The sequence below is a fragment of the uncultured Pedobacter sp. genome (genome assembly GCF_913776295.1).
In the GTDB taxonomy this organism is placed as follows: Bacteria; Bacteroidota; Bacteroidia; order Sphingobacteriales; family Sphingobacteriaceae; genus Pedobacter.
This window is the reverse complement of sequence record NZ_CAJYOJ010000019.1, coordinates 23,409-38,489: the sequence shown is the minus strand read 5'-3', so window position 1 is coordinate 38,489 and position 15,081 is coordinate 23,409. Positions and strand designations below refer to the sequence as shown.

General features: G+C 38.7%; 14 protein-coding genes. 9 read left to right on the top strand and 5 right to left on the bottom strand.

From position 1 onward, the window contains the following. Positions 1–654: 654 nt before the first annotated feature. Both QZ738_RS04140 and QZ738_RS04135 read left to right on the top strand, forming a co-directional pair. A complete protein-coding gene (locus QZ738_RS04140) occupies positions 655–1,254 on the top strand; it encodes an OmpH family outer membrane protein (RefSeq protein ID WP_293784924.1) in 600 nt (199 codons plus the stop codon). 106 nt (positions 1,255–1,360) lie between these two features. After that, entirely contained in the window at positions 1,361–1,837 is a 477-nt protein-coding gene (locus QZ738_RS04135) for a nucleoside deaminase (protein WP_293784921.1), read from the top strand. A gap of 48 nt (positions 1,838–1,885) precedes the next feature. Here the strand turns inward: QZ738_RS04135 and QZ738_RS04130 are convergent, their stop codons facing one another. Beyond that, positions 1,886–3,811 (bottom strand): redoxin domain-containing protein, encoded by a 1,926-nt coding sequence (locus QZ738_RS04130; RefSeq protein WP_293784918.1) that lies wholly within the window; start codon positions 3,809–3,811, stop codon positions 1,886–1,888. A gap of 107 nt (positions 3,812–3,918) precedes the next feature. On the opposite strand from QZ738_RS04130, the gene QZ738_RS04125 reads away from it, so the two are divergent. After that, complete coding sequence (locus tag QZ738_RS04125; protein ID WP_293784915.1) at positions 3,919–4,692, top strand: EcsC family protein; 774 nt, start codon at positions 3,919–3,921, stop codon at positions 4,690–4,692. A gap of 173 nt (positions 4,693–4,865) precedes the next feature. On the opposite strand, the gene QZ738_RS04120 is transcribed toward QZ738_RS04125, so the two are convergent. Then, on the bottom strand, positions 4,866–5,264 hold the full coding sequence (locus QZ738_RS04120; protein ID WP_293784912.1) for an RNA-binding S4 domain-containing protein: 399 nt from the start codon (positions 5,262–5,264) through the stop codon (positions 4,866–4,868). 183 nt (positions 5,265–5,447) lie between these two features. Between QZ738_RS04120 and QZ738_RS04115 the strand changes: the two genes are divergently transcribed. Together QZ738_RS04115 and QZ738_RS04110 are read left to right on the top strand one after the other, a co-directional pair. Next, on the top strand, positions 5,448–6,266 hold the full coding sequence (locus QZ738_RS04115; RefSeq protein ID WP_293784909.1) for a 2,3,4,5-tetrahydropyridine-2,6-dicarboxylate N-succinyltransferase: 819 nt from the start codon (positions 5,448–5,450) through the stop codon (positions 6,264–6,266). A gap of 79 nt (positions 6,267–6,345) precedes the next feature. Continuing rightward, a complete protein-coding gene (locus tag QZ738_RS04110; protein WP_293784906.1) occupies positions 6,346–7,455 on the top strand; it encodes a glycosyltransferase family 1 protein in 1,110 nt (369 codons plus the stop codon). Between the two features lie 279 nt (positions 7,456–7,734). Here QZ738_RS04110 and QZ738_RS04105 read toward each other — a convergent pair whose 3' ends face one another. After that, complete coding sequence (locus tag QZ738_RS04105) at positions 7,735–8,292, bottom strand: DUF4136 domain-containing protein (RefSeq protein WP_293784903.1); 558 nt, start codon at positions 8,290–8,292, stop codon at positions 7,735–7,737. Positions 8,293–8,638: 346 nt separating this feature from the next. Between QZ738_RS04105 and QZ738_RS04100 the strand changes: the two genes are divergently transcribed. The 4 genes from QZ738_RS04100 to miaA all read left to right on the top strand — a co-directional run bounded on the left by QZ738_RS04100 (position 8,639) and on the right by miaA (position 12,476). After that, on the top strand, positions 8,639–9,205 hold the full coding sequence (locus tag QZ738_RS04100) for an L-threonylcarbamoyladenylate synthase (RefSeq protein WP_293784900.1): 567 nt from the start codon (positions 8,639–8,641) through the stop codon (positions 9,203–9,205). 119 nt (positions 9,206–9,324) lie between these two features. Next, on the top strand, positions 9,325–10,731 hold the full coding sequence (locus QZ738_RS04095; RefSeq protein ID WP_293784897.1) for an HD domain-containing protein: 1,407 nt from the start codon (positions 9,325–9,327) through the stop codon (positions 10,729–10,731). Between the two features lie 99 nt (positions 10,732–10,830). Beyond that, the gene (locus QZ738_RS04090; RefSeq protein WP_293784894.1) at positions 10,831–11,478 is read left to right on the top strand and encodes a hypothetical protein; all 648 of its coding nucleotides are present in this window, start codon (positions 10,831–10,833) and stop codon (positions 11,476–11,478) included. A gap of 74 nt (positions 11,479–11,552) precedes the next feature. Further along, positions 11,553–12,476 carry a tRNA (adenosine(37)-N6)-dimethylallyltransferase MiaA gene (gene miaA, locus QZ738_RS04085; protein ID WP_293784891.1) on the top strand — a complete coding sequence of 308 codons (924 nt, stop codon included), beginning with the start codon at positions 11,553–11,555 and terminating at the stop codon, positions 12,474–12,476. Between the two features lie 46 nt (positions 12,477–12,522). On the opposite strand, the gene QZ738_RS04080 is transcribed toward miaA, so the two are convergent. Next, positions 12,523–13,818, bottom strand: a complete 1,296-nt coding sequence (locus QZ738_RS04080; RefSeq protein ID WP_293784888.1) for an SGNH/GDSL hydrolase family protein — start codon at positions 13,816–13,818, stop codon at positions 12,523–12,525. 11 nt (positions 13,819–13,829) lie between these two features. After that, positions 13,830–15,053, bottom strand: coding sequence for an OmpP1/FadL family transporter (locus tag QZ738_RS04075; protein WP_293784885.1), 1,224 nt, complete (start codon positions 15,051–15,053; stop codon positions 13,830–13,832). Positions 15,054–15,081 lie beyond the last annotated feature (28 nt).

Here is a 15,081-nt window from a genome sequence, read left to right as displayed (position 1 = left end):
ATCATGAATATCTGGAAAGATCATCTTTGGGCGCTTTTTTTAAGCTTTGTTCAGCTCGTAAAAACATTCATCAAACAACCAAAATATGATACAATCTTTGTTCAATGACTTTTTAAGGAACGACTAGTTAATATGATAACGTTTTTTTAAATCACGGAGAAGCCCGCAGATTATATCCGTGAGCATCCTTTGTATTTGGTTAGAATTGACGTTACCTGCAACAAGGAATTATAAAGAAGGACCTAAAAACTATACCAGCCTGCCGTCCCGTTAGGGACGCTTCATGGGTGGCGGCCAATGGTTTAATTGCAGTTTTCATTCGGTAGGAACGTTTGGTTTTACAAATCTGGCCTCGGCTACATGCAACCCCAATAGTAGCACATTCTGCGCCCCTTAAACCTGATGGAAGCGGCAGCCCCGAAGTATGAGGGCTACAGCGTACAGCAGGGCAAGCAACCGTTTGAAACACAGCTCTTGCTTTTCAAATCACTGCGATCCAGATTGAGCGACTGGCGTTAGGCGCTTAGCGATGAATAAATTAAACGCTTAATGCCCAGCGCCAGACGCAAAGCAACCTTCTATCAGAATAGACCTTTCTTTAAATTGCATATCAAAACTAATTTATATAAGTTTGCTAAAATTTATTAAACAAGAATGGAAAGAAGAACCTTTAAAACCTTTGGTTTACTTGCAGCGGCAACTTTGATCACTGCTTTCTCTGCATGCCAGAACAAAGACACTAAAACTACTGAAACTAAAAAAACAGAGGGTACTCCTGCGGCGGTTTCTCCAACTGAGAAAATTGTGTATGTGAATTCCGACTCATTACTTACAAAATATGAATACTTCAAAGATCTTAAGGTGAAATTTGAAGGTAAAACTAAAAATGCTCAGGCAGATATGCAGGCTAAAGGTCAGGCTTTTCAAAGAGAGGTAGCACAATACCAACAATCAGCACAAACTTTATCAGCCGATCAACGCAAAAGTACCGAAGAACGTTTAGCACGTAAACAACAAGAGTTACAAACTTACCAACAGAATGCTGGCGGTGCTTTACAAAATGAACAAGCTGCTGAAAATGAAAAACTTTATGATAAAGTAGCAGATTACCTGAAAGGTTATGCTAAACAAAAAGGTTATAAAATGGTATTAACTTACTCAAAAGGTAACAGTGCTATTTTATTTGCCGATGAAAGTTTGGATGTAACTTCAGAAGTAATTAAAGGCTTAAATGCAGAATACAGCAAAAAATAATTTGAAAAATATTTTAATGTTGATGCCCCGAGAAAATCGGGGCATTTTTTTTGTACTGAGCTTTTAAAATCAAGGCAGGCAAGCCATTATCCTAAACACAATAAACATGGAAAAACAACATCAGGAATATATGCAAATGGCCATCGACCTATCGGTACAGAATGTAAGCGGGTGCATGGGCGGACCATTTGGTGCAGTAATCGTGAAAGATGGTAAACTGGTTGCCAAATCGGCCAACAAAGTAACTTCAACCAACGATCCGACGGCACATGCTGAGGTTTCGGCCATCAGGCTGGCCTGTACCGAATTAAATACTTTCGATTTAAGTGGATGTGTAATTTATACCAGCTGCGAACCTTGCCCAATGTGTTTAGGTGCCATTTACTGGGCAAAAATTGATACCATTTATTATGCCAATACAAAAGTTGATGCTGAGCATATTGGTTTTAGCGATAAATTCATTTACGACGAGCTGGATAAAGCAATGGAAAACAGAAGCCTGCCAGTAATACAGCTAATGCGTGATGAAGCTTTAGCAGCCTTCAGATTATGGGAAACATCGCCGATGCGGGTAGATTATTAAACAACAAAAGGTGCCGATCATTCAGCACCTTTGTTGTAAATGAGGCGTTTATTTACTCGATTCTTTAGAAGCCAATAATCCAACCATTGCATCTATTTCTTTTACCACACCATCATCAGAGCCTGAGAAACCTACGGCCTTAAACCTGACATTGCCATCACCATCTATCACAAATTTGGTCGGGATTCCATCAACTTTATAAGCGCTTACTACGTCAAATTTTGAGGGGTCTTTTGCATTCTTTGTATCGTATAACACGTTAAAATTATATTTCTTCTCGGCAATAAAATCAGTAACCACTTTTTCACGGTTGTACTCATTTTGCCAGGTATTTACAAACAAAAACACCACATTGGGGTTGCCAGAATATTTAGCCATAGCTTTTTGCATACCCGGAAAAGAAGCTACACAAGGGCCGCACCAGGTTGCCCAGTAATCTAAAATCACGATTTTACCTTTTAAGCTGGCTAAGCTAACTTTTTCACCTTTTAAATTCGTTAATGAAAATGCAGGTGCAGGGATATTGATCATTTTTTTGGTCCACGCGGCTCTTTCTTTTTCTAGCGCTAACTTTTCTAAATTAGCAATGTAAGTTTCGTAAGTTCCTTCCTTTTTCAGGGTACTGTAAAGCCTCTTAAAATCAGCCTTTAACGAATCAGTGGCTTTACCATCTTTGATTAACTTTTCCGCCTCTGTATAGGCTTTATCATTTTGTCCATCCTTAATCAGGTAAGTAACGTAACGCTCAGCAACATCGGGCGGAACACTTGCATACATCGGTAAGGCTTTCTCTTGTGCAGCCAATGCTTCTTTAAATTTACCCTGATGATAAAGCAACAAAGCATATGTATCAGCATACATACCATAAGCGCCATCTAAGTATTTAAGGTAGTCTTCTTTGGTATTATAATATTTTGGCAGCTCATCATTTCGTGACGCTTCTATAAGTTCGAGCGATTGCCTGGAAAGTTTTGCAGCCAAATCAACATTTTCCTTTTTCTCCGCAGCTGACCAGGCAAAACTGTTATAGAGGCTTGCTCTTGTCATTTTATCGGCTACTTTCTCGGCATAATATGGAAACTTATCCAGATCCCTGGCTTTTATGGCGCTATTTGCCATCATGCCATAAACAGCGTTCAGTTTATTTACATCAACCTTTTTGCTTTGATCGAGTTTAAATCTTGCGATCAGTTCTTCTGCTTTCTGTATTTGTGCAGCAAAATCTTTTGTGCCGTAAAGTGAATTCATCCCATCATTCCAGGCATAATTTCCGGTTGGATATTTTTTAAGCACAATGGCTTTAACTGAATCCGCTTGTATTTTTTTCTTTAACAGTGAATACAATCCGATCACAGTGCTCAAATCTTCTTCTTTAGGTTCTTTTAATTTAGATAAAGCTGAAATGTTCTCGTTGATGAGCTTTGTACCCTTATCCCTATCTGCTTTATACTCGAGTGACAGGTACTGTTGCAGGTTTTTCCTTTTGAGCTCTGGCTTTAAGGCGAATGCCTGATGATATAAAGAAACTGCTTTTTCGGGATCGATGGTAAGTCCCAAATAATAATTCCCTGCCAATCCGTATAGAAAGGCTTTATTAAGAAAGGCTTCGGCAGGTATTTTCCCTCCTTTGGTAAATTCAAGGAGGTAACCGGCAGGAGCTTCATCTTTCTGATCGCCACATGAAAAAGCAAGTCCAACCACCGTAACGCTATCCGGAGTAGAAATTTTCCCTTTATAAATTGCCCCTTCTTTTACCAGCTCCACTTTCCTGCTTTTTGGATTGGTTGTAGTAAAAAAAGTATAACCGGTACATTTTACATCGGCCAGATTTTCGAGATTGGTCCCTTTTGGATCATAGGTAAATTTCACAGTACTTCCTGCCGCAGGTTGATCAGCAGAAAATTTCACCCCTTGCGCATTAACCGCTCCAGCAGCCAACACCAGTACACAGAACAATTTTAAGGTTTTCATCATGAAAGGATTAGATTTGAATTAGATGAACTAAATACATAGTTTATTTGTCATTATTCATAGTTATTTTTTGTCAAATTTTAAGGAATAATTATTGCATGATGGTAAGTATGACCTACGAACAAAAAATCAGGAGCGAACTGGATTTCTGGAAGTTCAAAACTTTACAGAAGCCTTCTCTTTTAAATAAGGTGACTGATAAAGTGCAAAAGAAAATAAACAGCTATATACCTGATAAGGTTCATGACGCCATAACTTCCGCCATAAAACAAATGGTGAAGGCGGTATTATTTGGTTCTACTTTTACCACTTCGAAACCCGTTACCGATTTAACATTGATGCACCGGGAGGCATTAATTAAGCAAAAGATTGAAAATTATAAAAAAACAGGTGCTGCAGAAGGTGGAATTACAGGTGCAGGTGGTTTTTTAATGAGCCTGGCTGATTTTCCGTTATTATTAGGAATAAAAATGAAAATGCTTTTTGATATAGCCGCTGTTTACGGGTATGATGTTAAAGATTACCGCGAACGTTTGTACATTCTACACATTTTTCAACTGGCCTTTTCAAGTAAAGAAGAAAGCCAGAACGTGTTCATCAAAATGCAGGATTGGGATGATCAGGCGCACTTATTACCGACCAATATTGATGAATTTGACTGGCTCACTTTTCAGCAACAGTACCGTGATTACATCGATTTAGCCAAACTTGCGCAGATGTTACCCTTTGTGGGTGCAGCAGTGGGAGCTGTTGCGAATTATAAATTGATCGAAAAACTGGGTAAAACTGCTATGATGAGTTACAGAATGAGGTATTTTAGTTTGCAGTATGCAGTTGCCAATTCGCAAGAAACTGAAAACCGGAAATTAAATACTCAAAACTGACCTGATAACTTAGGTCAGATTTACAGTACACAGTTGCCAATTCACAAAAAACTGAAAACCGGAAATTAAATACTCAAAACTGACCTGATAACTTAGGTCGGATTTACAGTACGCAGTTGCCAATTCACAAAAAACTGAAAACCGTAAATTGTAAACTGGAAACTGGAACCTAACTAATCTTCGTCAAACATTCCTTCAATCAGATCATCGGTTTCACGACGATCTTTCTTAGTTGGACGTCCTGTTCCCCGATCGCGTTTAAGCGTTGGCGCATGAAAAGCAGATTTAAAAGCATGCGTTTCTTCAACAGGTGTTAAATCTTTATATTTCGTTAAGGCTGTTGGCGAATCTGTTCTGTTGTAGGAAAGTTCTACTACTTCTATAACTTTCTTCTCGATACCTTTTGATACCTGGTAAACATCACCAACCTTTACAATAGCCGAAGGTTTGATATTCTGGCCCTTGAGCTTTACTCTACCCGCTTTACAGGCATCTGTAGCCAAACTCCTGGTTTTAAACAGCCTGATGGCCCATAAATATTTATCTATCCGAAGTTTTTCTGTCTCTGTCATCAAATACAAAAGTACGCAATTAGGTTAACTGTATAAACTGGTTAATCGGTTAATTGTAGATACGGCTTTCAACAGTTAATCGATTGAAACAATTAACCGGTTAACCCAGGAACAAAACAATTTATACAATAAACCCTTTAATAAACAAAAATTGATTTATTTTGCGTAAAATTAAAAAACATCATGTATTCAGATTTAAAGAAATTAATTGAAGCCGCTTGGGAAGACAGAGCACTTTTACAATATAGTAACTATTGCGAAGCCATCGAAACCGTAATTCAAGGTTTGGATAAAGGCGAAATCCGTGTAGCTGAACCAGTTTTAAACTCTTGGGGCATTAATGAATGGGTAAAAAAGGCAGTAATTTTATATTTCCCGATCCGTGAGATGAAAGAAATTAAAAGCGGTCCTTTTGTTTACCATGATAAAATGGAATTAAAAACCGATTACAAAACAACCGGTGTTCGGGTGGTGCCTATGGCAAGCGCACGTTATGGTTCGTTTTTGGCAAAAGGTGTAATCATGATGCCATCTTACGTAAACATTGGTGCTTATGTTGATGAAGGTACCATGGTTGATACCTGGGCCACCGTTGGTTCTTGTGCTCAAATTGGTAAACGCGTTCACTTAAGTGGCGGTGTAGGTATTGGTGGTGTTTTAGAACCTGTACAAGCCGCTCCGGTTATTATCGAAGATGATGCCTTTTTAGGTTCGAGGGCTATTGTTGTAGAAGGCGTTAAAGTAGAAAAAGAAGCCGTTCTCGGTGCCAATGTAGTTTTAACAGCTTCAACCAAAATTATCGATGTTACCGGCCCAACTCCTGTTGAATACAAAGGTGTTGTTCCTGCTCGTTCAGTTGTGATACCAGGAAGTTATACCAAAAAATTCCCGGCTGGCGAATATCAGGTACCGTGTGCTTTGATTATTGGTAAACGTAAAGAAAGCACAGATAAAAAAACCTCACTTAACGATGCGTTGAGAGAGAATAATGTAGCCGTTTAAAACGGTAAAAGGCGTAAGGTTTAGGGTGTAAGGTAAACATCAGGACCTTACACCTTATGCCTCAAACCATAAACCTCTAATGAAAATAGGATACGACGGCAAGCGTGCTGCCAATAACTTAACCGGACTTGGCAATTACAGCCGTTCTTTAATTGAGCATCTGGCGGATCAGTTTCCTGAACACGAGTATTTGGTTTATGCACCAAAAGTAAAATCCGTCAGACAGATAGATGCTTTTTTTGAAAAAGAAAACATCAAATTAAAACTTCCTAAAAGCGGGCCTTTTTTATGGAGAACGTTAAACATTCTTAAAGATTTAAGTCAAGACGAATGCCAGATATTTCATGGCCTTAGTCATGAAATCCCACTGGCCATACAGCATACCCGGATTAAATCCATCGTTACCATACACGATTTGATTTTTCTTCGCTTTCCTCAGTATTATCAATTTATTGACCGGAAATTGTATGAATGGAAAAGTAAATCTGCCTGCAAACGTGCCAATAAAATTATCGCCATTAGCGGAAAAACCAAGCAAGATATTATCGATCTGTATGGAATCAACCCTGAAAAGATTGAAGTGATTTACCAAAGCTGCGACGACAGCTTTAAAAAACCCTTTCCAAAAGAAACATTAAGCAGGATTAAGGCAACCTATAAATTGCCTGATCAATATCTGCTGAATGTGGGCACCATTGAAGAACGTAAAAATTTAAAATTGGTTGTCCGGGCTTTAAAAGACCTAGATGACGATTATAAACTAGTGGTGATAGGCAAACAAACCCCCTATTTTAAAAGCGTGGAGAAAGAAATAGAAAAGCTTGGTCTTAAAAACAGGATCTTATTTTTAAAAAATATTCCTTTTGCCGATTTGCCTGGCATTTACCAAATGGCCAGTGTTTTTGTTTATCCATCTTTATACGAGGGTTTTGGCATACCCATCATTGAAGCGCTATATTCCGGCGTTCCGGTGGTTGCGGCAACAGGCTCATGCCTGGAGGAAGCTGGCGGCCCTGATAGTCTATACATATCTCCAAATGATGCTACCGGACTCACAAAAGCCATTAATCAAATCCTGGAAAGTACTCAGCTGCAAAAAGAGATGAGAGAAAAAGGTTTGGAATTTGTTCAAAAATTCAATAGCTCTGTAGTTACACAGCAATTGATGACTTGTTATCTATCTCTTTAAAAGACAATGCCTTCGCACGCCCGATATTCCCGTAGTACGGCGTATTTTGAGCCCGTAATTTAGGGGCAATTGCAGAAATTTGGTTTTATATTTGAAAAGCAAAGATCCTGCTAGTATAAACGTTAGTCCTGCCAATGCTACAAGTCCTCATCCGATGAAGGATCGGATTCCTGGCTTTCCGCGAATGTTAGGTTTAAGTTTAAACAGATTGTATAAAGACAAAAAGGGCTGGAATTATTTAAAATTCAACAGCCCTCTTGCAAATTTAATTTCTACCGCTTATTTGGCGGTAACACCATTTGATGGGTATTGCGCCAATATTTCTTTCACACCGGTATACAAACGTTGTTCTCTTTTATTAAAGTTATCGAGGTTAAAACCTGATCCCTGTCCGTGCCAGAATAAAATCTTTTTGGCTGGATCCAGGAAATCGATAATGATGGTACCATCAATATACTGGTTCACAAAGGTTCCGCCGCCGCCCCAGAAAGGATTTCCCCAGCCGCCACGCCAGCCCCATCCCCAGCCGCCGTAATAACCCGGGCCATATATATCGGTTTTTTCACGGGCAACCACCACCAAGTTAACCAACATATCCGGGCGATCGGATTTGGTAAAGCCTTTTGCATTCATTTCAGATTCAACCGCAGCCATTAATCTGCGTTTATCTAAATTGTTGAGCTTAATCCTTGCAATACCCTTATCGTAAAAATTGTAAGTTTTATAACCGCTTAAATCAACATCTTTATCATAGTCTGATGCGGTGCGGAGTGTTGTACATCCTGCTAATGCCAATACCACTGTAAAAAGCATTAATAATTTTTGTGCTGTTCTCATTTTGTGCGTTGTTGTCTAAATAACCTGTCATAAATATAACGATCTTGCAAACCAAATGGTAAATCATTTAACATTTTTTACAATCAGATTGTTATCTATAAAACGATTTCTATTTAATTATGTTTTAACGTTATATCACTCAGACTAAATATTTTACAATTGGATTAATTGCTGAATGATCAAGGAAAAACTCCCCGTTTTAAATGTGTCCCATTTAATAATGTGTGATTAAAATCAATTTATTGTGTCGAAACGTAACAGCCGGGTGAAACAGAAAATATACAGATTCTAAAATTCTTTTATAGGTACATTACTGAACTTAAGCTTTATGAGTTAACTTTGCAAAATGTTAAGAGAAGAGATTAACAATGCATTAGAAGTATTAAAATCGGGCGGGGTGATCCTCTATCCTACCGACACCATTTGGGGAATAGGTTGCGATGCAACAAATCCGGAAGCGGTAGATAAAGTACTTAAAATTAAAAACCGCCCTCCAGAAAAGAGCCTAATTGTTTTATTGGACGTAGATAGCAAATTGCAGAGTTATGTTGGCGAAATACCCGAAGTAGCTTATGATCTGATCGAATATGCAGAAAACCCGCTAACTATTGTTTTCTCAAATGCTAAAAATCTGGCTCAAAATGTAATAAATACCGATGGAAGTATAGGTATACGGATTGTTAAACACGATTTTTGTACACCATTAATCCAACGTTTTAGAAAACCTATCGTTTCTACCTCTGCAAATTTAAGCGGACAGCCGTCTCCAAAATTCTTTGACGACATTGATTCTGAAATTATCAACGCTGTTGATTATGTTGTCGATTTTGAACAGGAAAACCGGACCGGCAAAAAACCATCAACCATCATGAAACTGTCTCCCGGCGGACAGTTTGAATTTATCAGGAGGTAAGCCTCAATAGTTTTTATTAATTTCGCATCATTAAGTAATTCGTCACCAGGTTATTTTTTAATAGATGCTGAAATAAATCCAATAGTCAGCTATCGGACCAGCATGACGAAATCATTTTTATGCAGCAACACCTACAACATCCAATATTTAAAACCTTATCACAAATTGCAGATAAGAACAATACCGAAGCATACGTAATCGGAGGATTTGTTCGCGATTTATTTTTAGATCGCCCTTCAAAAGATATTGATGTTGTTGTTGTAGGCAGCGGAATAGCCTATGCTGAGGCTATTGGCAGAAAACTGAATACTAGGGTGGCCGTTTTTAAAAATTTCGGCACGGCAAATATCAAATTTCAGGATTTGGAAATTGAGTTTGTTGGTGCCCGGAAAGAATCTTACCGCTCTGATTCGCGTAAACCCATTGTGGAAGACGGTACTTTAGCAGACGACCAGCTCCGCAGGGATTTTACCATCAACGCCTTGGCAATCAATTTAAATGCCGATCGTTTTGGTGAATTACTGGACCCCTTTGACGGGATCAAAGATCTGGAAAATAAGCTGATCCGTACACCGCTCGACCCGGAAATTACTTTTTCAGACGATCCTTTACGCATGATGCGGGCCATCCGCTTCGCTTCACAACTTAATTTTGATATTGATGAGGCCGCACTTCAGGCTATAAAAACACAAAAACACCGTATTGGCATTGTATCAAAAGAACGGATTACCGATGAGATGAATAAAATCATCCTCTCGAAAAAGCCTTCTATTGGCTTTAAATACCTCTTCGATACCGGATTATTGCAACTCATTTTTCCTCAAATGGCACAGCTTCATGGCGTGGAAATTATAAAAGGAAAAGGACATAAAGACAATTTTTACCATACGCTGGAAGTATTGGATAATATTTGCGCGGACACGGATGACTTATGGTTGCGTTGGGCGGCTATTTTACATGATATTGCCAAACCGGCTACTAAACGTTTTGAAGAAGGCCATGGCTGGACATTCCACGGCCATGAAGACAGAGGGGCACGGATGGTTCCAAAAATATTTGCACAGCTGAAACTCCCTTTAAATGAAAAAATGAAGTATGTGCAAAAATTGGTTCAGCTTCATTTACGCCCAATTGTACTAGCACAGGAAACAGTTACAGATTCTGCCGTAAGGCGATTGCTTTTTGATGCAGGAGAAGAAATTGAAAGCCTGATGCTGCTCTGCAATGCCGATGTAACGACCAAAAATGAATACAAGAAAGCCAAATACCGAAACAACTTTGAACTGGTAAAGCAAAAGCTTAAAGATGTTGAAGAACGGGATAAAATCAGAAACTGGCAACCTCCAATTACAGGTAACGATATTATGGAAACTTTTGGCCTCGATGCGGGGAGAGAAGTCGGCCTGATAAAGAATGCCATTCGTGAGGCCATACTGGAAGGAGAAATCACCAACGATTATCAGGAAGCCTTTAATTTTATGCTTAATCAGGCAAAACAAATGGGGTTATATCCTGTTAATAAATAATTTGATTGCCGTAACAATATAAATAAGGTGTCTTTTATGGGACATCGTGTTTGCGGTAATTACAAATTAACTTTATTTTTACGATTCCAAAATAAAATAATGGCTATTTATAAATTTAGAATTACTTTTGAAGATTTTGATGATGTTGTGAGAGAGATCGACATTAAATCAAACCAAACATTTGAAGATCTGCATAAAGCAATCCATAGATCGACAGGTTACAATGCCGAAAAACCTTCATCTTTTTATGTAAGTACTGATAATTGGTTAAAAGGTGATGAAATTGCTTATTTACCGAACGAACGTAAAAAAGATCGTGTAGTTTTAATGGAAAATTCAAAACTGAGCGGTTTTATTGAAGATCCACATCAAAAGTTTTATTATATCTATAATTTCGATCGCCCCTATGATTTCCATGTAGAACTGGTGAAAATTGTTCTTGATGCCGACCCTAATATCGAATATCCATTTTTAGCTAAAAGCATTGGTGAGGCACCGAAAATAATGGAGCAGAATAGTCCACAAGCTGTTGATCCGAGAGGCGCTGCAGCGGCATCCAGCGAATTTGATTTCTTAAACGAAATGAACTTCGTGCCTGAAGACACCGACGAATTAGAAGCCATGGGCGATATGGGCATCAATGAGGAAGAAAGAGACGAAGAAGAAGAAAATGAAGACGACGAATTTGAAGATGAGTTTTCTGATGACGATCATTTCGAAGATGATAGCCATAAAGACGACTATTAATTAGCAACAAGATAATAAATGCAAAAAGCTGCCAAATATTTAAATTTGGCAGCTTTTATTTTATACCAAGCTTCATGCCTCAAGCCCCGAAAACAAAAACTTTAATAGCTGTAGTTGGCCCCACTGCGATAGGCAAAACAGCCCTGGCTATTCAACTGGCCCAACATTTCGGCACCGAAATTATCTCTGCAGATTCACGTCAGTTTTTTAGGGAAATGGCTATAGGTACCGCAAAACCCAATGCAACAGAACTGGCAGCGGCAAAGCATCATTTTATTGATTCACATTCTGTATCGCAACTATTCAGTACCGGCGATTTTGAGGTTGAAGGACTAAACAAGCTGGATGAAATTTTCAAAGAACATGAGGTAGCGATAATGGTCGGGGGTTCGGGATTATATGTAAATGCTTTGATAAATGGTTTGGATGACATGCCCGATATCGATTTATCGATCAGGGAAAAATTAAATAAACAATTCGAAGAAGAAGGTTTAGCGGCTATCCAAAATCAATTGTCCGAATTAGATCCTGAGTATTTTGCAAAAGTAGATCAACAAAATCCACAAAGAATGATCAGAGGTTTAGAGGTGTATTTATCAACAGGTCAGAAACTTTCATCAATGCTTTCGGCAACCAAAAAGGAAAGACCGTTCAACATCATCAAAATTGGATTAAATACCGATCGCGCTGTTCTTTATGATCGGATCAACAGAAGAGTAGATCAGATGATGGCAGATGGCTTAGTAAATGAAGTAAAATCGCTCCTCACATTCAGAAAATACAATGCTTTAAATACAGTAGGTTATAGTGAGCTTTTTGATTACCTGGATGGAAAACATTCTTTTGAAGATGCAGTTTCTGCCATTAAACAGAATACCCGCCGTTTTGCCAAACGTCAGCTTACCTGGTTTAGGAGAGATGAGGAAATCAACTGGTTTGAGCCTCATCAAGGAACAGCAATTATCAATTTTATTGAGCGTAAAATAACCGACAAATAAAAAAGGGAAGCATAAAATACTTCCCTTTCTCATAAATTCCGGAATCTTATTTTGAATCAGGAAATTTCACTCCCCTATATTGCGTAACATCAACCGTAGGGATTGTAGAGCCATATTTCGCATTAATGGCATCGATAAATACATTCGCAATTACTGCATTTCCGCGAGGCGTTAAATGAATCCCATCTAAAGAGAAAGCACCACCTGAAATAAAGGCAGCATTGATACCGATACCTTGTACCACTACACCAGCTTTTACCTGATTGAAGTAAGCATAAGTGTCTGCTATCGCTAACCCTTTGCTGGTTGCAATAGATTTGATACTACTGTTATAGCTATTTACGTAATCTTTTACTTTAATCACCTCATCTTTATCCAATACCCAACTGTTTGCAATTGGATTTAGCGGATGCAACCCATAAGGAATAGTACCCTGACCAAATAAACCGGCCGACTGAAATGGTAAACGGATTAAATCCTCATCCGTTGCTACCCTCACAGCACCAGTACCTGTTTGAATAAATACAGCCTGAGCAGCCGGATTAGAAGCCTTTGCCGCAGCGAGTAGCAGAGATGGTTTAACAGTATTGAAATAAGGAATAGCCGTTACATCTGGAATAGTGGCTACAATACCTTTCTGACCTCCAGCGGTTAAGGCATTTAACAAATTGGCATACAACGAAGAAAAGGTTACTTTATCTGTTAATACAGTAGTCGGATCACCCGGAACGGTTACTGCACCATTTAAAGCATAACCTAACACATCATTATTCCCCAGCCAGATAGAGAAAAAGGTATGGTTTCTTCCCTGGATATATTGAAAATAATTGGTTTTACCTACTTGTGCATCAGTTAATAAACGCTCAAAAAAAGGATTGGCAGCACTAAAAGTAAGTGTCGGATCGAAAGATAAATCGACACGCATACCAGGAATACCCAAATTTTGGATTTCACTGCTGTATTTATCCAAATGTTTTGCGGCATCTCTATACGCCAATTTGTCTGTTACTTGAGTTAATGTTGGAGAACCGTTAACCAATGCAGACAATGACAAATAGCCTGATCCATTTGAACGATCTTCATTAAAAAATGGAGAAGTAAAAGCTCCTCCTCCTACTGAAGACATCTTTGCAGCAATTAAATTTGGGTAAGCTACCTTCTGGCCTTCCAAATATAAGCCACCATCAGCATAACCTGAAGTTAATGAATTACCCACAGCAATGTACTTACTGAAATTCGCTTGCCCAGCAGTAGTCCCCGCAGGTGTTTCAATTTCTGGTTTGCAGGCTGCCGCGAAAAGAATGGCAGCAGCAATGAAACTATTTAATATATATTTTTTCATCTTAAATTCTCCTACCATTTATAAGTTAATGAAATACCCGGTGCATAAACCAAAGTTTTAAAAGTGCCATCCAGGCCAGTTTCTATATTTCTTTGCTTACGCGATTTAACATCCTCAAAAAAGAAAGATGCATTGACTTCGAAATGGCGGGTAGGCGTATAACCTAAACCAGCACTCAAAATATAACGATCGGCATCCGGTGCTTCAGGTGTTACATAACCATCCTGTACAGGTGAAAGTGCATAACCCACACCAGCCCTTAAAGCTAATTTTTCTGAAGCCTGGTGATTAATACCCAATTTAAATGATGAGCCATCACGGTAATTACGGGCTGACTTTGTATCGGCCAACGCCGGAGTATTGGATGCATAATCAAATGATAAATCCTGGTAAATATGCCATTGCACCCAACTGGCATCAAATGCCAATGTTGTGCTTTGCGATAGTGGAATGCCTACCCCCAGGCTTGTGGTTGACGGTAAAGGTAATTCAGCACTGAAGGTGTTTCCTGCAGGGAATGAAGACCTTAATGAACCTGGCACATCAAATTCTGCGGTACCATTATCTAATTTGGTAATTACTTTCGATTTGTGAACAAGCGCAAATGAAATATTGCTCAAGGTTTTAATGTATAAACCTGCATTCCAACCATAACCTTTTCCGGTTCCTTCTAAGGTAGCATGTCCAGACCGTCCATCAGGAAAGTTAACAGGTAAAGCCCGCTGAAGATTTACATCACCGTGGTTATACACAAAACCAGCACCAATACCAATACGATCGGTAATTTTAATACTTAAAGTAGGCTGAAAATAAATAGCTTTTAAATTTAATGAGGTTAATGCATATCTGCCAGACCAGTCATTTCCCCAATCAACCAAACCGCCAAATGGTGTATAAACACCTAAACCCAGTTTCCATTTATTCGATTTCGGACCCCAAACGGCATAAAATTCGAAAGGGGGAGCAATTTTATTTTTTACATTCTCCGTAACGTTAGAACCTGTTTGTTTAAAGGCTGATTTAAATAATAATGGGTTTACACCTGCTGAAACTGAGTTTTTCTCTAAGAAAGAAACTGCACCAGGATTATAAAATACAGAAGCTTCATCTAAAGCCAGTGCAGAACCCGCACCTGCCATACCAATTTGCTTCTGACCTTGTAAATTAACCTGGAAACCCTGCCCCAAAACCCAAAGTGGAGCAGATAGTAATACGCTCAATAAAATTTTTTTCATTTATAAATGGTTATATACAAATATATAC